The sequence below is a fragment of the Buttiauxella sp. 3AFRM03 genome (assembly GCF_003675305.1).
Taxonomy (GTDB): Bacteria; Pseudomonadota; Gammaproteobacteria; order Enterobacterales; family Enterobacteriaceae; genus Buttiauxella; species Buttiauxella ferragutiae.
Genome location: NZ_CP033076.1, coordinates 1,827,702 through 1,848,613, shown reverse-complemented (window position 1 = coordinate 1,848,613; position 20,912 = coordinate 1,827,702). Strand labels below are relative to the sequence as shown.

General features: G+C 52.4%; 18 protein-coding genes. 8 read left to right on the top strand and 10 right to left on the bottom strand.

The genetic code is table 11. From position 1 onward, the window contains the following. The first annotated feature begins 74 nt into the window (after positions 1 to 74). The 6 genes from D8682_RS10085 to D8682_RS10060 all read left to right on the top strand — a co-directional run bounded on the left by D8682_RS10085 (position 75) and on the right by D8682_RS10060 (position 6,771). Positions 75 to 752, top strand: a complete 678-nt coding sequence (locus tag D8682_RS10085) for an isochorismatase family protein (RefSeq protein WP_064549047.1) — start codon at positions 75 to 77, stop codon at positions 750 to 752. A 108-nt stretch (positions 753 to 860) separates the two neighbouring features. Then, positions 861 to 1,466, top strand: coding sequence for a recombination mediator RecR (recR, locus tag D8682_RS10080; RefSeq protein WP_064549045.1), 606 nt, complete (start codon positions 861 to 863; stop codon positions 1,464 to 1,466). Between the two features lie 111 nt (positions 1,467 to 1,577). Continuing rightward, positions 1,578 to 3,452, top strand: coding sequence for a molecular chaperone HtpG (gene htpG, locus D8682_RS10075; protein ID WP_121815679.1), 1,875 nt, complete (start codon positions 1,578 to 1,580; stop codon positions 3,450 to 3,452). Positions 3,453 to 3,659: 207 nt separating this feature from the next. Beyond that, positions 3,660 to 4,304: an adenylate kinase gene (gene adk / locus D8682_RS10070; protein WP_121814199.1), complete on the top strand. Its 645-nt coding sequence runs from the start codon at positions 3,660 to 3,662 to the stop codon at positions 4,302 to 4,304. Between the two features lie 135 nt (positions 4,305 to 4,439). Beyond that, positions 4,440 to 5,402: a ferrochelatase gene (gene hemH / locus D8682_RS10065; protein ID WP_121814198.1), complete on the top strand. Its 963-nt coding sequence runs from the start codon at positions 4,440 to 4,442 to the stop codon at positions 5,400 to 5,402. Positions 5,403 to 5,466: 64 nt separating this feature from the next. Then, the gene (locus D8682_RS10060) at positions 5,467 to 6,771 is read left to right on the top strand and encodes an inosine/guanosine kinase (protein WP_064549039.1); all 1,305 of its coding nucleotides are present in this window, start codon (positions 5,467 to 5,469) and stop codon (positions 6,769 to 6,771) included. Positions 6,772 to 6,858: 87 nt separating this feature from the next. Here D8682_RS10060 and ybaL read toward each other — a convergent pair whose 3' ends face one another. Further along, positions 6,859 to 8,517 (bottom strand): YbaL family putative K(+) efflux transporter, encoded by a 1,659-nt coding sequence (ybaL, locus tag D8682_RS10055; protein ID WP_121814197.1) that lies wholly within the window; start codon positions 8,515 to 8,517, stop codon positions 6,859 to 6,861. Between the two features lie 214 nt (positions 8,518 to 8,731). Beyond that, a complete protein-coding gene (locus D8682_RS10050) occupies positions 8,732 to 9,940 on the bottom strand; it encodes an MFS transporter (RefSeq protein ID WP_064549035.1) in 1,209 nt (402 codons plus the stop codon). Between the two features lie 171 nt (positions 9,941 to 10,111). On the opposite strand from D8682_RS10050, the gene ushA reads away from it, so the two are divergent. Continuing rightward, complete coding sequence (gene ushA, locus D8682_RS10045) at positions 10,112 to 11,764, top strand: bifunctional UDP-sugar hydrolase/5'-nucleotidase UshA (RefSeq protein ID WP_121814196.1); 1,653 nt, start codon at positions 10,112 to 10,114, stop codon at positions 11,762 to 11,764. Positions 11,765 to 11,929: 165 nt separating this feature from the next. Here ushA and D8682_RS10040 read toward each other — a convergent pair whose 3' ends face one another. The 4 genes from D8682_RS10040 to copA all read right to left on the bottom strand — a co-directional run bounded on the left by D8682_RS10040 (position 11,930) and on the right by copA (position 17,140). Next, positions 11,930 to 12,817 carry a GyrI-like domain-containing protein gene (locus D8682_RS10040; protein WP_121814195.1) on the bottom strand — a complete coding sequence of 296 codons (888 nt, stop codon included), beginning with the start codon at positions 12,815 to 12,817 and terminating at the stop codon, positions 11,930 to 11,932. 92 nt (positions 12,818 to 12,909) lie between these two features. Next, positions 12,910 to 13,389: a Cys-tRNA(Pro)/Cys-tRNA(Cys) deacylase YbaK gene (ybaK, locus tag D8682_RS10035; protein ID WP_064549003.1), complete on the bottom strand. Its 480-nt coding sequence runs from the start codon at positions 13,387 to 13,389 to the stop codon at positions 12,910 to 12,912. A 324-nt stretch (positions 13,390 to 13,713) separates the two neighbouring features. Beyond that, positions 13,714 to 14,520 (bottom strand): TraB/GumN family protein, encoded by an 807-nt coding sequence (locus D8682_RS10030; RefSeq protein ID WP_121814194.1) that lies wholly within the window; start codon positions 14,518 to 14,520, stop codon positions 13,714 to 13,716. A 112-nt stretch (positions 14,521 to 14,632) separates the two neighbouring features. Then, entirely contained in the window at positions 14,633 to 17,140 is a 2,508-nt protein-coding gene (gene copA / locus D8682_RS10025; RefSeq protein ID WP_121814193.1) for a copper-exporting P-type ATPase CopA, read from the bottom strand. Between the two features lie 108 nt (positions 17,141 to 17,248). On the opposite strand from copA, the gene cueR reads away from it, so the two are divergent. Continuing rightward, a complete protein-coding gene (gene cueR / locus D8682_RS10020) occupies positions 17,249 to 17,650 on the top strand; it encodes a Cu(I)-responsive transcriptional regulator (protein WP_064548996.1) in 402 nt (133 codons plus the stop codon). Between the two features lie 53 nt (positions 17,651 to 17,703). On the opposite strand, the gene D8682_RS10015 is transcribed toward cueR, so the two are convergent. The 4 genes from D8682_RS10015 to D8682_RS10000 form a co-directional block, all read right to left on the bottom strand. Further along, complete coding sequence (locus D8682_RS10015) at positions 17,704 to 18,150, bottom strand: NfeD family protein (RefSeq protein ID WP_121814192.1); 447 nt, start codon at positions 18,148 to 18,150, stop codon at positions 17,704 to 17,706. Beyond that, positions 18,147 to 19,061 (bottom strand): SPFH domain-containing protein, encoded by a 915-nt coding sequence (locus D8682_RS10010; protein ID WP_064548991.1) that lies wholly within the window; start codon positions 19,059 to 19,061, stop codon positions 18,147 to 18,149. Before D8682_RS10010 ends, D8682_RS10015 begins: the two co-directional genes overlap by 4 nt. A gap of 159 nt (positions 19,062 to 19,220) precedes the next feature. Next, positions 19,221 to 20,075, bottom strand: coding sequence for a co-chaperone YbbN (locus D8682_RS10005; RefSeq protein WP_064548988.1), 855 nt, complete (start codon positions 20,073 to 20,075; stop codon positions 19,221 to 19,223). 59 nt (positions 20,076 to 20,134) lie between these two features. Beyond that, positions 20,135 to 20,905: an SDR family oxidoreductase gene (locus D8682_RS10000; protein WP_121814191.1), complete on the bottom strand. Its 771-nt coding sequence runs from the start codon at positions 20,903 to 20,905 to the stop codon at positions 20,135 to 20,137. Positions 20,906 to 20,912 lie beyond the last annotated feature (7 nt).

Sequence of the window (20,912 nt, the reverse complement as noted above, 5' to 3'; positions counted from 1 at the left end):
CAAACTCAAACGGCTATCGTTCCGGTAGCCGTTAATTTTCAGCAGTTTATTCAGATAGCAAAGAGGATATAAACATGGCACCTGCAAATTTTAACGGACAAATCCCGACCATCGATGCCAACGACGCGGTCATGCTGCTCATCGACCACCAGAGCGGTTTGTTCCAGTTGGTCCACGATATGCCAATGCCGACTTTACGCACTCACGCCACGGTGCTGGCCAAAGTTGCGACACTGGCGAATATTCCGGTCATCACCACCGCTTCCGTACCACAAGGCCCGAACGGCCCGCTGATTCCTGAGATTCACCAGTACGCTCCCCATGCGCAATATGTGCCGCGTAAAGGCGAAATCAACGCCTGGGACAATCCGGATTTCGTCGCCGCTGTTAAAGCGACAGGTCGCAAAACTCTGATTATTGCCGGTACCGTGACCAGCGTGTGCATGGCGTTCCCGGCCATCAGTGCTGTGGCGGAAGGTTTCAAAGTCTTTGCGGTGATTGATGCTTCAGGCACTTATTCCAAAATGGCGCAGGAAGTGACTTTGGCGCGTGTGGTTCAGGCTGGAGTGGTGCCGATGGATACCGCAGCGGTTGTTGCTGAAATCCAGCATACCTGGAATCGCGACGATGCGATGGACTGGGCAAATCTGTGGGGCGGCGTATTCATTGAGTACGGCTTGCTGATGGAAAGCTACCAGAAAGCGCAAGATGTGGTGAGTAATCAAGAGCAACTCGACTCCCAGCGCGCTTAATATATTTCCCCCTTTGCGAGACATCGCGCAGGGGGAATATCTTTTTCTATCCCCTTGCTCCGGGCTAATGTTAGGCTATGTCCCACTCTTTTTTCAGAAGTCTGAGCGATGCAAACCAGTCCTTTACTTACTGCCCTTATGGAATCCCTGCGCTGCCTGCCAGGTGTTGGCCCGAAGTCTGCCCAACGTATGGCGTTTGCGCTACTGCAACGTGACCGCAGTGGTGGGATGCGTCTGGCTCAAGCATTAACGCGCGCAATGTCCGAAATTGGGCACTGTGCGGATTGCCGTACCTTTACCGAACAAGAAATCTGCGCCATTTGCGCCAACCCACGCCGCCAGGAAAATGGCCAGATTTGCGTGGTGGAAACCCCGGCGGATATTCACGCTATTGAAGCGACCGGCCAGTTTTCCGGGCGCTATTTTGTGCTGATGGGGCATCTGTCCCCGCTCGACGGTATCGGCCCGCAAGACATCGGCCTCGACAGGCTGGAACAGCGCCTTGAGCGCGAGACTATCAAAGAGCTGATCCTCGCGACCAACCCAACGGTTGAAGGTGAAGCCACTGCAAACTACATTGCTGAATTGTGTGGGCAATATGGTGTTGATGCCAGCCGAATCGCGCATGGGGTGCCGGTTGGTGGCGAGCTGGAAATGGTCGATGGCACCACGCTTTCGCATTCTTTAGCGGGCCGCCACAAGATTGTTTTTTAATCACTTGTGGGGAGTTTATTAGGCTCCCCGCTTGAAAACCTCCGTTTCTATCCTCATATCACCCTCAACGTTTTCATCACCCCTATGTATTTTGTTGAGGTATCAATGACCATGAAAGGACAAGAGACTCGTGGCTTCCAGTCCGAAGTGAAACAACTTCTGCACCTGATGATCCACTCCCTCTATTCAAATAAAGAAATTTTCCTGCGTGAGCTGATCTCCAACGCCTCTGATGCGGCAGACAAATTGCGTTTCCGCGCGCTGTCACATGCTGACTTGTATGAAGGTGACGGCGAACTGCGCGTGCGTGTCTCTTTCGATAAAGAAAAACGCACCCTGACGATTGCCGATAACGGCATCGGTATGACACGTGACGAAGCCATTGATCACCTCGGGACCATCGCAAAATCCGGGACCAAAGCGTTCCTGGAATCTATGGGTTCTGACCAGGCGAAAGATAGCCAACTGATTGGCCAGTTTGGTGTCGGCTTCTACTCTGCGTTTATCGTGGCTGATAAAGTCACCGTGCGCACCCGTGCGGCTGGTGTTCCAGCCGATCAAGCGGTGTTCTGGGAATCTGAAGGTGCGGGTGAATATACCGTCGCGCATATCACTAAAGCCGATCGCGGGACTGAAATTACCCTGCACCTGCGCGAAGGTGAAGACGAGTTCCTCGACGACTGGCGTGTGCGCAATGTTATCGGCAAATATTCCGACCACATCGCCTTGCCGGTTGAGATTGAAACCCGTGAAGAAAAAGACGGCGAAACCATTCTCGGCTGGGAAAAAATCAACAAAGCTCAGGCTTTGTGGACTCGTAGCAAGTCTGAAATTAAAGACGAAGAGTACAACGAGTTCTACAAGCATGTAGCGCATGACTTCACCGACCCGCTGGCATACAGCCACAACCGTGTGGAAGGGAAACAAGAGTACACCAGCCTGCTGTACATCCCATCCCAGGCTCCGTGGGACATGTGGAACCGTGACCATAAACACGGCCTGAAACTGTACGTGCAGCGCGTATTCATCATGGACGATGCTGAACAGTTCATGCCGAACTACCTGCGTTTTGTGCGTGGACTGATAGATTCCAACGACCTGCCGCTGAACGTATCGCGTGAAATTCTGCAAGACAGCCGCGTAACGCAAAACCTGCGTAGCGCGCTGACCAAACGCGTATTGCAGATGCTGGAAAAACTGGCGAAAGACGACAGCGAAAAATACCAGACCTTCTGGAAACACTTCGGCCTGGTGCTGAAAGAAGGCCCTGCTGAAGACAACGCCAACCAGGAAGCTATCGCTAAACTGCTGCGCTTTGCGACCACGCATACCGATTCCGCTGCACAAACCGTGTCGCTGGAAGAGTACGTGTCACGCATGAAAGAAGGGCAGGAGAAGATTTACTACATCACCGCCGACAGCTATGCAGCCGCGAAAAGCAGCCCGCATCTGGAATTGCTGCGTAAGAAAGGCATCGAAGTATTGCTGCTTTCTGACCGCATCGACGAGTGGATGATGAGCTACCTGACCGAATTCGACGGCAAAATGTTCCAGTCAGTCAGCAAAACTGACGAGTCGCTGGAAAAAATGGCCGACGAAGAAACTCCGGAAGCGAAAGAAGCTGAAAAAGCCCTTGAGCCGTTTGTTGATCGTGTGAAAAACCTGTTGGGCGAGCGTGTGAAAGAAGTGCGTCTGACGCACCGTTTGACCGACACGCCAGCTATTGTGACCACCGACAGCAACGACATGAGCACGCAAATGGCAAAACTGTTTGCTGCGGCGGGCCAGGAAGTGCCGGAAGTGAAGTACATCTTCGAGCTGAACCCGGATCACGGGCTGGTGAAACGCGTCGCGGATACCCAGGACGAAACCCAGTTTGCTGAATGGGTTGAGTTGCTGCTTGATCAGGCGCTGTTAGCTGAACGCGGTACGCTGGAAGATCCAAACCAGTTTATCCGTCGTATGAACCAGCTGCTGGCTTCCTAAGTTCTTCCCCTCACCCTAACCCTCTCCCCTGGGAGAGGGAATCGCCATTATTCCCCCTCTCCTGGGGGAGAGGGTCGGGGTGAGGGCGTCCTAATCAACTAACCACTCCGAAATACCCGCCATTCTTGAGCTGAATACGCCTTTAATGGTAAGGTCTCAACTTCTGCTTTAAAAAATCAAAAATCCAAACGAATGGGGAATTACGCAATGCGTATTATTCTGCTTGGCGCTCCGGGCGCAGGTAAAGGAACTCAGGCTCAGTTCATCATGGAGAAATACGGCATTCCGCAAATCTCCACCGGTGACATGCTGCGTGCCGCAGTAAAATCTGGCTCAGAGCTGGGTAAACAAGCAAAAGACATCATGGACGCCGGGAAACTGGTTACAGATGAACTGGTTATTGCTCTGGTTAAAGAACGTATTACCCAGGAAGATTGCCGTAACGGTTTCCTGCTTGATGGTTTCCCACGCACTATTCCACAAGCTGATGCGATGAAAGAAGCTGGCATCAAGGTGGACGTGGTTCTGGAATTCGCCGTACCGGACGAACTGATTGTTGAGCGTATTGTTGGCCGTCGCGTACACGCGCCATCTGGCCGCGTTTACCACGTCACTTTCAATCCACCAAAAGTGGAAGGCAAAGACGATGCGACTGGCGAAGAGCTGACCACCCGTAAAGACGATCAAGAAGAAACCGTGCGTAAGCGTCTGGTGGAATACCATCAGATGACTGCTCCGCTGATCTCTTACTACAGCAAAGAAGCGGCTGCCGGTAACACCAAATATGCGAAAATCGACGGCACTCGTAAAGTGACCGAAGTTAGCGCAGAGCTGGCTAAAATCCTCGGCTAATTCATTGCTGATACAAAAAATACCGGGACGTGTTCCTGGTATTTTTTTGCCCAAATTTTGCCCTTTCGCTGTAATCGGTTTTCCTGAAGCACTTTTACGTTACAATTATCAGTAATTTGTTGATAAGGAGTGGAAATGAATCAGGAAAAAGTGGGCATCTTACTGGCAAACCTCGGCACACCTGATGCCCCCACTCCGGCGGCGGTGAAACGCTACTTGCGCCAGTTTCTCAGCGACAAACGTGTCGTGGATACCCCGCGTTTAATCTGGTGGCCGCTATTACGTGGCGTGATTCTGCCGCTGCGTTCTGCCCGCGTAGCCAAACTTTATCAGTCTGTCTGGATGGACGAAGGCTCACCGCTGCTGGTGTATAGCCGTCGCCAGCAAGCTGCCCTGGCAGCACAACTGCCTGATACCCCCGTCGCACTCGGCATGAGCTATGGCTCGCCATCGCTGAAAAGTGCCGTGGATGAACTTTTGTCCCACCACGTCGATCACATCGTTGTGTTGCCGCTGTATCCGCAGTTTTCTTGCTCGACGGTCGCCGCCGTCTGGGATGAATTAGGGCGCATTTTTGCCGACTACCGCTCGCTGCCGTCGATCTCGCTGATCCGCGACTACGCTGAAGATACCTCCTACATAAATGCGCTGGTGGCTTCGGTCAGGCACTCTTTCGCCCAACACGGTGAGCCGGATGTTTTGCTGCTTTCCTACCATGGCATTCCGCAGCGTTATGCCAATGAAGGCGATGATTATCCACAGCGCTGCCGCGACACCACGCGTGAGCTGCTTTCAGCACTCGAACTGCCACCTGAAAAAGTGATGATGACTTACCAGTCACGCTTTGGGCGCGAGCCGTGGCTAATGCCGTACACCGACGAAACGCTAAAGATGCTGGCGGAAAAAGGGGTGAAACACATCCAGGTGATGTGCCCAGGTTTTTCAGCCGATTGCCTGGAAACGCTTGAAGAAATGGCGGTACAAAACCGTGAAGTTTTCATTGAAGCGGGTGGCACCAAATATGAATATATTCCTGCGCTTAACGACGATCCGGCACACATCGCCATGATGATCAATCTGGTAGATAAATATCGCTAATCCCGCTTATGGCCGTTAATGTGCTACCATTTCCGGCCTGATTAGCAACCTTTCGAACAACATCATGAAATTTCCCGGCAAACGAAAATCCAAACACTACTTCCCTGTTAGCGCGCGCGACCCTCTTCTGCAACAGGTTCAGCCTGAACATGAAACTGGCACCTCCTGGATTGTCGGGATTGACCAAACGCTGGTGGATATTGAAGCAAAAGTGGATGACGAGTTTGTTCGTCGTTACGGTTTGAGTTTTGGCCATTCGCTGGTGATTGAAGATGATGTGGCCGAAGCCTTATATCAGGATCTGGTGAAAAAAGATCTGATTACTCATCAGTTTGCCGGTGGCACCATTGGTAACACCATGCATAACTATTCGGTATTAGCCGATGACCGCTCGGTGTTACTGGGCGTGATGTGCAGCAATATCGAAATTGGTAGCTACGCCTACCGCTATCTGTGCAACACCTCCAGCCGTACCGACCTCAACTACCTGCAAGGCGTGAATGGCGCGATTGGCCGCTGCTTTACGCTGATTGGCGAGCAGGGCGAACGCACCTTTGCCATCAGCCCTGGCCACATGAACCAGCTTCGCGCCGACAGCATTCCCGAAGAGGTGATTGCCGGTGCCTCCGCGCTGGTGCTGACTTCCTATCTGGTGCGTTGCAAAGACGGCGAGCCGATGCCGGAAGCGACCATGCAGGCTATCGCTTACGCGAAAAAGTACAACGTACCGGTGGTACTCACACTCGGCACCAAATACGTTATCGCTGAAAACCCAGAATGGTGGCAGGCGTTCCTGAAAGAGCATGTCTCGATTCTGGCGATGAACGAAGAAGAAGGGCTGGCGCTGACTGGTGAAAACGATCCGCTGTTGGCGGCCGATAAGGCGCTGGATTGGGTCGATTTAGTCTTATGTACCGCGGGGCCAGTTGGGTTGTACATGGCGGCCTTTACTGAAGAATCTGCTAAACGCACTACGCAGCATCCGCTATTGCCAGGGGCGATTGCTGAATTTAACCAGTACGAATTTAGCCGTGCGATGCGCCATAAAGATTGCCAGAACCCGAAGCGTATTTTCTCGCACATTGCGCCATATATGGGTGGGCCTGAGAAAATCATGAATACCAATGGCGCGGGTGATGGTGCGCTGGCGGCACTGCTGCACGATATTACAGCGAATAATTACCACCGTTCTAACGTGCCAAATTCCAGCAAACACCAGTTCACCTGGCTGACCTATTCGTCTTTGGCACAGGTGTGTAAATACGCCAATCGCGTGAGTTATCAGGTGCTGAACCAGCATTCTCCGCGTCTGACTCGTGGGTTGCCCGAGCGTGAAGACAGCCTCGAAGAGTCTTACTGGGATCGCTAATCAAACGCCCTCACCCTCTCCCCCAGGAGAGGGGACTATCCGGTTTACTCCTTCTCCTGGGGGAGAAGGCCGGGATGAGGGCGCTAATCACACCACCGCTTTATCCAGCATTCCCATCATAGTATTAGCAATTTCACGCTCACCCATAACGACCTGATTGGCACCACGTTCGGTGATGTAATTCACCTCATCGTCATAATGAGCGCGGGCAATAATCTCGATGTCCGGGCATTTCGCTCGCGCTGTCGCGACAATTTCACCGGCTTCGTAACCGTTCGGGATGGTCAACAACAACCAACGCGCGCAATCAAGATGGGCGAGATTCATGATCTCTTCATTGGCAGCATTCCCCAACACCGCACTGATCCCACGCTCGCGCAGTTCATCAACCCGGCTACGTGAAGTTTCAATCACCACCAGTGGAATGCCTTGCGCTATTAATTTCTCGCCCAGCAAACTCCCTACGCGCCCAAACCCAACCAACAAGGCGTGATTGCAAATATCGACCGGGACTTGCTTCTCGTCCTCAATCACTTCTTCCAGCGTCTGCTCTTCCAGCGTTTCGGTTTTGGCGAGATAACGCTCAAGGATGGCAAACAAAATTGGATTGAGCATAATCGACAAAATCGCCCCGGCCAGCACCAGATTTTGCCCGGTCTGCGGCAACAGATTCAGCGCCATTCCTAGCCCAGCCAGGATAAAGGCAAACTCACCAATCTGCGCAAGGCTTGTTGCAATGGTTAATGCGGTGCGTTGCGAGTGGCCGAACAGGCGCACCAGGAAGAAGGCCGCCAGGGATTTACCAAACACGATGATGGCGACAGTACCCAGCACCGCAAGCGGTTCCTGAATCAGAATCATTGGGTCGAATAACATGCCGACCGAAACAAAAAACAGCACCGCGAACGCGTCGCGTAGCGGCAGGGTGTCGTGTGCCGCGCGATGGCTCAGCTCAGATTCGTTGAGCACCATCCCGGCAAAGAACGCACCGAGTGCAAACGACACATCAAACAGCTCAACCGCGCCAAAAGCGATACCCAGCGCCAGCGCGAGAACCGCCAGCGTAAACAGCTCGCGTGAACCGGTCGCAGCACTACGTGCCAGAATCCACGGCACCAGACGGCGGCCAACAATCAGCATAATGGCGATAAACGCGACCACTTTGCCTATCGTCAAACCCATATCCAGTGACAACGAAGCCAGGCCTACGTCGCCTTTTTCCATCATTCCGGCAACTGCGGGCAGCAGAACCAGCGTTAACACCATCACCAGATCTTCAACAATCAACCAGCCAATCGCGATTTGCCCGCGCTGGCTGTCAATTAATTGCCGCTCTTCCAGCGCCCGTAACAGCACCACGGTACTGGCGGTGGAAAGACACAGGCCGAACACGATACCGGTCATCAATGACCAGCCCATCAGCGATGAAAGCGCCATACCCAGCAGCGTCGCCACACCAATCTGGGCGATAGCTCCGGGGATGGCGATGGCCTTTACCGCCATCAAATCCTTTAAAGAGAAATGCAAACCAACGCCAAACATCAGCAAGATAACGCCCAGTTCGGCCAGTTCCGGGGCCAGTTTAGTGTCTGCGACAAAACCTGGCGTAAAAGGGCCAGCTAATACCCCAGCTAACAAATAGCCCACCAGTGGCGATATTCGCAGTTTGTTGGCGAGCATACCGAGTAAAAAGGCCAGGACAAGGCCTCCGACAATGGTGGTGATAAGCGGGGTGGCATGATGCATTCAGTCTCCTTTCGTAACAAATAAGATCCAATACTCTACTTTTAGTTTATGACAATTTTTTAATCGGTGTGGGTGTTAAATAAGTGATTTTTTAAGAAAAGGCGCATTTAGACAAAAATGGGTGCAGGAAGGGGGTTTTACAAGGTTAATCTCTAAAAGACATTGAGGAACATGCGGGAAGTGCAGGGCCAGAGAAACTATCTGGCCCTTATAACTAAGACTTATGGCGATTGTCAGGCAGGAATATGGTCAATATGCCAAGAAGTGGCAGGAAAGCACATATTTTATAGACTAACTCGATACTTGTGTGGTCAGCCACTAAGCCCAATATCGCAGCGCCCAGCCCGCCCATGCCAAAGGCAAAACCGAAGAACAGCCCGGAAACCATACCGATACGTCCAGGCATCAGTTCTTGCGCGTAAACCAGAATAGCGGAAAATGCCGAGGCCAGAATAAAGCCGATAATTACTGTCAGTATGCCTGTCCAGTACAGCGAAACGTACGGCAGGAATAGCGTGAATGGCGCGACACCCAGAATCGAACCCCAGATGACATACTTACGGCCAATTTTATCGCCAACAGGCCCGCCAATCACAGTTCCAGCGGCTACCGCAAACAAGAAGGCGAACAGATGGAACTGGGCGTTTTGTACTGACAAACCAAATTTGTGCATCAGATAGAAGGTGTAATAGCTGCTGATACTCGCCATATAAAAGTACTTAGAGAAAATCAGCACCAGCAACACACTCACCGCCTGAATCACTTTTTTGCGTGGCAGTGGGTTTACTACGGGAGCCGCAGTCTTACCTTTCGCCATACGATGTTGCGCGGCATACCAGCGGCTAATTTGCAGCAAGACAATAATCGCCAACAGCGCAGCCAGTACAAACCAGCCGACGTTACCTTTACCATACGGAGCAATAATCAGCGCGGCCAACAACGGACCTAATGAACTACCGAAGTTGCCACCAACCTGGAACAGCGACTGCGCAAGACCATGGCGACCGCCGGATGCCATACGCGCCACACGGGAGGATTCCGGGTGGAATACTGAAGAACCGGTGCCCACCAGGCCTGCTGCCAGTAGTACCATCGGGAAGCTACCCGCCAGGGCCAGAATGACCAATCCGCAAAGTGTGAAGCACATGCCAATCGGCAATGACCATGGCATCGGGTATTTATCTGTGTAGTATCCTACCACCGGCTGAAGAAGCGATGAGGTGACCTGGAAGGTCAGCGTGATCATCCCTATCTGCACAAAACTCAGCGAGAACTCACTCTGTAGCAGCGGGTAGAGCGCCAGAATGAGCGACTGAATCATATCGTTGAGCAAATGAGAAAGGCTGATTGCTCCTAAAATTCCGAACGCGGTGCGAGCCTTCTTAGGCTCAGGCGGTGCGAGAGTTTGTTCCGAGATTGCCATAAGTACCTGTCATATATTGAGTGATTTATTATTATCCGGTTCACTGATGGAACCGTAGGAAATCATTACTCAGCTAACATACCTGCAGGCGTGAGCTGAATAAAGTCACAATCATAAAAATGATTAATCTATGCTAAACCCAGGCTTACTAATTAAATATGGAGATTTGCGATGAAGTTCGTAGTGAAAGGGGTGACCACGGCACTGCTGATGGCAGTCAGTCTGACCAGTGCATCGGCACTGGCATGGGAAAAAGATAAAACCTACAACATCACCATTCTGCACACCAACGATCACCACGGTCATTTTTGGCGTAACGAACACGCCGAGTACGGCCTGGCTGCGCAAAAAACTCTGGTGGATAGTATTCGTAAAGAGGTGGCAGAGCAGGGAGGTAGTGTGCTGCTGCTGTCTGGTGGTGACATCAACACTGGTGTTCCCGAATCCGACTTGCAGGATGCGGAACCCGATTTCCGTGGCATGAACCTGATTGGCTACGATGCGATGGCTATCGGCAACCATGAATTCGACAACCCGCTCACGGTGTTACGCCAACAAGAAAAGTGGGCGAAATTCCCGCTACTTTCGGCCAATATTTACCAGAAAAGTACCGGCGAGCGACTGTTTAAACCGTGGGCCATCTTTAAGCCTCAGGGTATTAAAATTGCGGTGATCGGTTTAACCACCGACGATACGGCGAAAATTGGTAACCCTGAATACTTCACCGATATCGAATTCCGCAAACCTGCTGATGAAGCAAAACTGGTGATTCAGGAGCTGCAAACCACTGAAAAACCAGATGTGCTGATCGCTGCAACCCATATGGGCCATTACGATAACGGCCAGCACGGTTCCAACGCGCCAGGCGATGTGGAAATGGCTCGCAGCTTGCCTGCCGGGGCGCTGACCATGATTGTTGGCGGCCACTCACAAAACCCAGTGTGTATGGCTGCGGAAAACAAAAAGCAGGTTGATTACGTACCGGGCACCCCGTGTGCGCCAGACAAACAAAACGGTATCTGGATTGTTCAGGCTCACGAGTGGGGCAAATACGTTGGCCGTGCCGATTTCGAGTTCCGCAACGGCGAGATGAAACTGGTGAATTACCAGTTAATCCCCATCAACCTGAAGAAAAAGATCACCTACGATAACGGTGAAAGCGAGCGCGTGCTCTATACGCCGCAAATCCCTGAAAACCAACAGATGCTCTCACTGTTGACGCCATTCCAGAATAAAGGCCAGGCGCAGCTTAATGTCAAAGTAGGTAGTGTGAACGGGCATCTGGAAGGCGATCGCAGCAAGGTTCGTTTTGTGCAAACCAACCTCGCACGTCTGTTACTGGCGGCACAAATGGCGCGTACCAGTGCCGACTTCGCCGTCATGAGCGGTGGTGGTATCCGTGATTCGATTGAAGCAGGTGACATCACTTATAAAGATGTGCTGAAAGTGCAGCCGTTTGGCAACACCGTGACCTATATCGATATGACGGGCAAAGATGTGGTTGAGTATCTGAGCGCGGTTGCGCAGAAGAAACCCGATTCCGGAGCCTATCCGCAGTTCTCGAATGTCAGCTTTGTGGCAACGGCCGCCGGTCTGCAAGATTTGAAAATCAAAGGTGAGCCAGTAGACCCTGCGAAAACATACCGCATGGCGACGCTGAACTTTAACGCTTCCGGTGGTGATAGTTATCCGGAAATCGACAAAAAACCGGGATTTGTGAATACCGGGTTTGTGGATGCGGAAGTGTTGAAACAGTACATCGAGCAAAATTCTCCGCTTGATGTGAATGCTTACGAGCCGAAGGGCGAGGTGAGCTGGCAGTAACTTTTCCCCCTCACCCTAACCCTCTCCCAAAGGAGAGGGGACTGTTCGGTATACCCATGTGGGAGAGGAAATTGTCCGGTATAGTTTTCTCCCTCTCCTGAGGGAGAGAGGACTGTTCGGGATGGTTTTCTCCCTCTCCTGGGGGAGAGGGCCGGGGTGAGGGCGCTATTTCAGCGGCAATAAAATATCAGTCTGCTGCGCATGCTCAGGGTGGTTTTTATCCAGCTCCAGATAGCGGAAATAGACCGGGAAATCGCGCAACTCCTCACCACTTTGTGGCAACCACTGGCGGTAAAGATAGTAAACGCTTTCGCTGATACGCTCGTACGCACCGACATGCCGAACTACCGCACAACGTCCACCAGGCAAGGTTTTGCAGATAACGCCTTGCGGGTTTTCTGGAACCTGGCCATTTGCTTCTTTACTCAGCTCCCCGCACACATCAAAGCGGAACTCATCGCCGGGTGTCGTGGCCGGGTCACTATACGGCACGCCGTAAGTCCCATGAGTGATGTAGTCTGAAAGCCCTGATGCTTTACGCCATTCAATAAACGTCGCAACGGTATTATTCACCCGTAACGGGTCGCCAAGATGTTCCAGTACCGCGACTTTCATTGGCTCAACGGTGATGATTTTCACATCCATATTCTCTAGCCTCTGCTGATTTTCCCGTCCGGGAAATTGAAAATGTACCTGCCAGTCGACCCAAATGGGATCTTTGCGAAATTCGCTGGGCGTCAGGTCGAAGGTGTTTTTGAAGGCACGGGAAAATGATTCAGGATTCTCGAATCCGGCATCCAGGGCAATGTTTATCACCTTTTCCTGCGGATGGTTCACCAGCCGCAAAGACGCTCTTTTCAAGCGCATTAGCGTGATGTAGCGACTGATACTGATGCCACAAAATAGGCTGAACTGGCGATGAAAGTGAAAACGAGAAAAACAGGCAACTTCACTGAGTTGCTCAACCGTTAACGGGCTGTCCAGATGCTGTTCGACATAGGCAAAAACCTGTTCAAAACGCCGGGTATACAGATTGAGTCTATCGCTATTCATTGTTCCTCCCTCAAGACGCTTACTTTGCCTGCAGCACGTCGCTGCGTCCTGACTGAAATTGCTCTTTTGGGAGGATTGCGTGGGCATATTCGTCAATCGCGACGGGCAATCTCAGCGAAAGTCGCATTCAGCAGCTTCGCCAAATCACTGGCTGCCAGTTCAATATCCAGCCCGCGTTTACCGCCCGAAACGTAAATAGATGGGAAAGTTTGTGCCGGAGCATCAATCACCGTCGGCAGGCGTTTTTTCTGCCCCAGAGGGCTAATGCCGCCCACCAAATAACCGGTAATGCGCTGTGCGACCAGCGGATCGGCCATATCAACTTTTTTAGCGCCTAACGCTTTCGCCACCTTCTTTAAATCCAGTTGTCCGGAAACGGGCGTCACGGCAACCGCTAATTGTTTCATGTCGCCGTTGATGGCGACCAACAGCGTTTTGTAGACTTGTTCGGCATTCAGGCCCAGTTTGCGCACCACTTCGTCACCAAAATTGGTTTCACCTGGATCGTGGTCGTAAGCATGTAATTGAAATGAAACGCGGTTTTTTTCGAGCAATTTTACGGCGGGAGTCATCTGTCCTTCTTAGCGCTTTTGCCTTAAAAGCGCACGTATTAGTAAGCAGCGTGATATGTTTTCCAAATATTATAATGTCACTGAATAGTGATGGCGTTAATCGTCACATTGAGCGACAATTCTCTATCTGGTCGTTAATTCGACCAGAATAACTACAACAATATACAAATTCCTCTTTGACGGGCCAATAGCGATATTGGCCGTTTTTTTATCTCCCCGTCATACTTCAAGTTGCCTCTTTGTTGGCTGCGTTCAGTCGCCCTAATCACTTACTAGAGTAAGCTCATAGGAACTCATTCTCTTGCCGCCGCAATGCAACTCGAATTATTTGGGGATATTTTTCAATAGCTCAGGTAAATTTCCCTTCCCGTACAAATGCAGTGCACCGACGGCAACCACATAGCGCCCGGCGGGCAATTGTTGCAGGAAATGCTGCCAGGCCAGATTACGTTGACCCATAAGTACATCGTATAACTCATCGCCAAAAGTGTTTGGCAATTGCACATTGCCACCTTGTGGCGGTGCTTCCAGCCACCAGCTGATCATCATTTGCAGCAGGCGAGCATTGGTATGCCAGTGCGTGAGCGTGTCGGTTAACAGCGGCATACCGCCATCGGGTAAACGGGTAAGAATATCAATTTGATGCTGTGCACCTTCCAGTTCAATAACCGGAACCGCCATGGTTTTTGCCGCTTCCAGTAACTGAAAATCAATCCCGTAATTGGCGCGTAAACCCAGGCGCTGTGCCTGGTGAGCCTGCAACACTAGCGCAATTTGCCACGCCGGTTGGTTATCTATTTGGCTCATCGGGATACCCATTTCCTGGGTTAATGACACCACTTGTGCCCAGTTTTCGGCAGACAAGCGCTGCTCCAGTGGCAGTTCATCGGCAATATCGGGGAAGGGAGAGCTATTCTCGGAAATGTCCGCCTCAACAATCAGTGCGTCAGCGTCCCTGAGTTTATTAAGCAGCTTGTCGGACAGCGGGGACATGTCGCATGTCCCCATATGAATACTGCCGACCAGGTGCAGATGGCGCTGGCCGGGCAGCACAATATCCAGAGCAGGCCAGGGATAGCGGGTGTTAGAAAGGTTTGAAAACAATGCGCTAATTCGCGATAGCAGACCCATTGGCAGATTCCCTGGCAAAAAAGTCATGCTACCGCTGCGATTGGCCCGGTGCAAATTTCACAACAGTAAACACTCGAGCCGTAGGTCGGAAAAGCGTAGCGTCATCCGACAGCTAGTCCTTCGGTTTAAAGCGCAACAAACGGTTGGCGTTGCTGACTACGGTAATCGATGACAGCGCCATTGCCGCACCGGCAACCACCGGGTTAAGCAACGTTCCGGTTAGCGGATACAAAATCCCTGCGGCAATTGGGATGCCCAACGTGTTGTAAATAAACGCCCCTACCAGGTTCTGCTTCATGTTACTCAGTGTGGCTTTGGAAATCGCCAGCGCGTCCGCCACTCCCACCAGGCTGTGGCGCATCAGCGTGATGGCGGCAGTTTCGATGGCGACATCACTGCCACCGCCCATCGCAATCCCGACTTCAGCCTGCGCTAAGGCTGGTGCATCGTTAATGCCATCACCCACCATAGCGACCTGGCGGCCCTGCTGTTGCAGATTTTTAATCGCTTCGGCTTTACCATCCGGCAGCACCCCGGCGATCACTTCATCAATTCCGGCTTCTTTGGCAATGGCGTTGGCGGTCGTTGGGTTATCGCCGGTCAACATCACCAGGCGGTAGCCGTTACGATGCAAACGTTGCAGGGCGCTGATGCTGTCAGCTCGCAGGGGATCGCGGATGGCAAATAATGCGACCAGTTTGCCGTCGACGGCCAGCAGCACCGGCGTTGCACCACGGCTGGCCTGCGCTTCAATTTCTGCCGCCATTGGGGCGGTATCTACTTTCTGCTCATCCATCAGCGCTTTGTTGCCGAGCAACAATTGTCTGCCCTCGGTTTCGCCACTGACGCCTAACCCACGCAAGGTGCGAAAGCCATTGACCTGTGGCAGTTCGGCACCGCTCACTTTATCGAGAATGGCACGTGCCAGCGGGTGGCTTGAACCTTGTTCCAGTGCGGCGGCAAATCGCGACGCGTCGGCTTCAGTGCTGCCGTTATACGTGACGACGGCAACGACCTGCGGTTTGCCCTCGGTCAGCGTGCCGGTTTTATCAAACACGATGGTATCGAGCGTACTGGCGCGTTGCAGCGCGTCGGCATCACGGACTAACACACCAAATTCAGCAGCACGACCGACACCGGAAATAATCGACATCGGCGTTGCCAGGCCCAGAGCACAAGGGCAGGCAATAATCAGCACGGTGGTAGCGATCACCAGCGTATAAACGATTTGCGGTGCCGGGCCGAAGAAGTACCAAATCGCGGCGCTAAACAGCGCAATCAGCACGACCACCGGAACAAATACCGCCGAGATTTTATCTGCCAGTTGGCCGATTTCCGGCTTACTGCTTTGTGCCTGGCGCACCATGCGAATAATGCGTGACAGCGTGGTGTGGTTACCCGTTGCTGTCGCGCGAAACAGTACGCTGCCATCCTGCACGACAGTCCCGGCATGAATCGGCTCGTCGGTCGATTTTTGCTGCGGCACCGGCTCACCTGTCAGCATTGCTTCATCAAACCAGGCCTCACCCTGGGTAATTTCCCCATCGACCGGTACACGGTCGCCAGTAGTCAGGCGCAAAATCATGCCCGCGGTAACTTCGGCCAGTGGGACACTTTTCTCACCTTCTTCGGTTACCACACGCGCCGTTGGTGGAGTTAAATCCAGCAGGCGTTCAAGTGCTTTAGAAGAACGCTGGCGGGCGCGTTGCTCCAGCATATGCCCGAGGTTTATCAGGCCGATAATCATCGCACTGGCTTCGTAGTAAAGGTGGCGCGCTTCCATTGGGAAGTGCTGCGGCCAGAGGTTGACGGTGATGGAATAAATCCATGCCGCACCAGTACCAAGTGCCACCAGCGTATCCATGGTGGCAGTTTTGTTGAGCAAACTGCGCCAGGCGCTGCGATAGAAATGCCCACCGGCAAACACCATCACACCGAGGGTGACTATCCCGATAACCAGCCACAATGAGCGGTTGTCATCGGAGACCATCATGTTGTCGCCGATCATTCCCCACACCATCACCGGAATACCCACGGCCAGCGCCAGAATAGCCTGCCAGCGGAAGCGCTTCACGGCGGCGTTGGCGGTTTCTTGCTGGCGTTCGCGGCGTTTCGCATCGTCTTCGATAGCTTCAGCGCCATATCCGACGCCTTCAACGGCTTTGACTAAAGATTCGGCGGAGGCAGTGCCCATTATCAGGGCGCTGCGCTCGGCAAGATTTACCCGCGCCATGCTGACGCCGGGCACGTTTTGCAACGCACTTTGTACCCGGGTCACACAACTGGCGCAGCTCATGCCGTTAATCAACAACTGTTGGCTCTCGTCATCATCAACGGTGGCTGTCGGAAGCGAAGGGGATGCCGCTGTCAGTGCTTCCGACGGATTTGATGACTCTGCCAGCGGATCAGACTTTGGGTGGCTGGCTGCGCTCGCCTCGTATCCGGCTTGTTTCACCGTGTCGATTAACGCTTCAACGGAAGCCGTACCCGTTACGCTGGCGTGAGTTTGCGTCACTTCTGCCTGCTCAACATCCGGGCGGTTTTCCAGGCTCTCTTTAACGCGTTTGACACAATGGCCGCAGGTCAGGCCATCCAGGTTAAGATCGATAATATGAGACATCATAAGATTCCTGTATGATCGTGAGGTTAAATATTGACCGTCAGACTGACTTCGTTGACTTATGATAAAGGTTAAACCTTCCATCAAGGGGAAGGTCAAGGAGGAAAAATGAATATTAGTGATGTAGCGAAAAAGACCGGTTTAACCAGCAAAGCGATTCGTTTTTACGAAGAAAAAGGGCTGGTGACCGCGCCGTTTCGTGCCGAAAATGGCTACCGGAGCTACACGCAAAAGCATCTTGATGAACTGACCTTATTGCGACAGGCTCGCCAGGTGGGCTTTAATCTTGAAGAGTGCCGTGAACTGGTCAATTTATTCAACGACCCGGCACGGCACAGTGCGGATGTGAAAACCAGAACACTGCAAAAAGTGGCTGATATTGAAAAACACATCAGCGAACTTCAGGCAATGCGCCAACAATTGCTGGCGCTTGCCGAATCCTGCCCTGGTGACGATAGCGCGGATTGCCCGATAATTGATAATCTAGCGGGGTGTTGCCATCGCCAGTAATCGTTTTAGTATTCGTGGTGGATGACGCTGACTGTACAACCGACGAATCCAACTTAAAGCGCCTGAACCTTCAAGGTAATCCCTTCAACTGCTATCACGACGATCTCTGTACCGGCCACTAAATCGCTGTCGGCCATTACCGGCCATGAGCTATCCGCGACGCGCACATGACCGCGTCCGTTGACCAAATCAGTTTCCAGACGCAGATGCCGACCAATAAGTTGGTGACCACGCTGATTGAGCACTTCGCCGGGTTCCTGCTGTTTACGCGTCGACAGCCAGCGCCACCACAAAAATGCGGCGACCATCGTTAAAACAGCAAAGCAAACGCCTTGCCATTCCCAGCCCAACGGCACAACCCAAACTAGCAAACCGGTTAATACCGCCGCCACGCCACACCACAGTAGATAACCGCTGGCACCGAGCATTTCAGCCGCCAACAGTAAACCGCCTAGCGTCAGCCAGAAGATGTGCGCGTGGGAAAACAGCAGGGCTATCATTTTTTACGCTCAGTACCGCTTTGCGCGATAAGTTCGCTGATCCCGGCAATCGAGCCCATCAGGCTGGTGGCATCCAGCGGCATTAGCACCACTTTGCTGTTATTGGCAGAACCAATCTGTTGCAGCGCATCGGTATATTTCTGGGCAACAAAGTAGTTAATTGCCTGAATATCGCCTTTGGCGATCGCTTCAGAGACCATTTGCGTGGCACGGGCTTCCGCTTCAGCACTACGCTCACGGGCTTCAGCTTGCAGGAATGCTGACTGGCGTTCACCTTCGGCTTTCAGGATTTTCGATTGCTTGTCACCCTCAGCTTTCACAATTTCAGCCTGACGGATCCCTTCGGCTTCCAGAATGTAGGCGCGTTTGGTTCGCTCGGCTTTCATCTGCGCATTCATCGCATCAATCAGTTCAGCCGGTGGGCGCACGTCCCGAATCTCGATACGGGTGATTTTGATGCCCCAAGGATTGGTCGCTTCATCGACGATATGCAGCAGGCGAGTATTGATGTTGTCACGCTGCGACAGCATTTCGTCCAGCTCCATCGAACCCAACACAGTACGAATATTTGTCATGGTGAGGTTCATGATCGCCAGCTCAAGATTGCTGACTTCATACGCTGCACGTGGGGCGTCAACGACCTGGATAAAACACACGGCGTCGATAGCGACGTTGGCGTTATCTTTAGAAATGATTTCCTGGGACGGGATGTCGAGCACTTGCTCCATCATATTGATTTTGCGGCCAACGCGGTCCATAAATGGCACCACAAGGCTTAAGCCCGGCATCAGAGTTTTGGTGTAACGGCCGAAGCGCTCCACGGTCCATTGGTAGCCTTGTGGCACGATTTTTACCCCGGCGCCGACGATGATCAGCGCGACGAGGATTAGTACAGGAATGACGATTAGCATCAAAAAAACCTCCATTGTTTATTTGATGTAAGTCTAACCCTTAACGCGGAAACATTCTGTGACTTCCTGCTATACCCGTCATCCTTCAAGCTGCAGGGGTGTTGGCTGCAACTCGAATGCTAACGGGTATAGCGAAGAGGGAATTTACTCAATAAGCACTTAATACAGCAGTGAATAAATCTGGCGGCGATACTTCGATGCCAACGCATCACCTGTCCCCAGGGCTGCGAGGATTTCCATCATCATTTTGCGCACCTGGCCGTCTGCAGCCCCGAGATCTTTCTTCAGGTGGGTATACAGCAATTCCAGTGCTTCTTCATTCCGCCCAACCTGATGCAGTTGCAGCGCCAGTTGGCTGGCTAACAGCGCATTTTCAGGATCTTGCTCAACTTGTTGTTGTAGCAATTGAATCTCTGGGGTGTCAGCAGCTTGTTTGAGCAAATCAATCTGGGCAACGAGGCCTTGATAGCGGCTGTCCTGGTCCTGCAAAGGAACGGTTTTCAGCACCGCTTCAGCCTCTTCGCTGCGGTTCAGCGCAATCTGCACTTCCGCCAGCATCAGGCCGATTTCGCTGTTTTGGTTTGACAGTTGCCACGCATCTTTAAGCAACGGCAGCGCTTCAGCATGTTTGCCTTCCTGCATCAGCAGCATCGCTTCTTGCGCTTTCAACTCTTCTTCGCGTGGCAGCACTTTTTCCAACAGAGCGCGAATCGCTTCTTCGGGCTGTGGCCCCTGGAAACCGTCTACCGGTTGGCCATTCTGGAACAGGTAAACGGTAGGAATGCTGCGTAAGCCAAATTGTGACGCGACCATTTGCTCGGCATCACAATCCACTTTGGCGAGAATAAACTGGCCCTGATACTGCGCGGCAAGCTTATCCAGAACCGGTGTTAACTGTTCGCAATGCTGGCTGCGCGCCGACCAGAAGTAGAACAGAATCGGTGTGGTCACGGATTGTTCCAGCGTCTGGTGTAGGTTAGCTTCGGTGATATCAATATTGTACGGTGCAGACATGGCTTAACTCTCTTTTAAATATTTAATATTTACATGGGGGTTGGCTGCAGGCGCTTCAACTAACCACGTAAAATTTTATCCAACATACGGCCTGGTAACAGGCGGCGTAACCACGTTAAAGCATGGGCGACCAGCGTCACCGGATAGCGTAATTTTGGGTTCGGGCTTGCAAAAGCATGGCGCACTTTTTCCACTACCGCTTCTGGGCCAAGCGTAAAGCGTGCGGCGATCCCCGGATTTTCTACCGGATGGTCGGCCTGAGTCTGGTTGACGTTTTGCGTGAACTGCGTGCGGATAGGACCCGGCTCTATCAAACTGACTTTGATGCCGCTGTGATGCAGCTCCATGCGCAGCGCATCCGACCATGCCTCCAGCGCGTATTTACTGGCGGCATACGCGCCACGGCCTGGTGTTGAAACCAGCCCCATTACCGAGCTGGTCATCACAATGCGCCCTTCGCGGTGCGGCAACATGGCGGGAAGCAACAACATTGTCAGTTGGTGAGTGCCGAATAAATTGGTGGAAAACTGTTGCTCAAGCTGTTCGCGGGAAAGCGTTTGTAGCGGCCCATAGACACCAAACCCACCATTATTAAACAGCCCAAACAGGCGATTCCCCGTCAGTTTGATGACTTCTGCCGCCGCCGCTTGCACGCTTTCAGGCGAATCGAGATCGAGCAGGATACCGGTAAATCCGGCTTGATTCATGCGTTCAACATCTTCGCTCTTGCGGCAGGCCGCCAGAACGCGGTAACCCTGTTGTTTTAAATCTTGTGCGCAGGCCAGGCCAATACCGCTGGAACAACCTGTAATTAAAACTGATTTTTGCATAACTTTA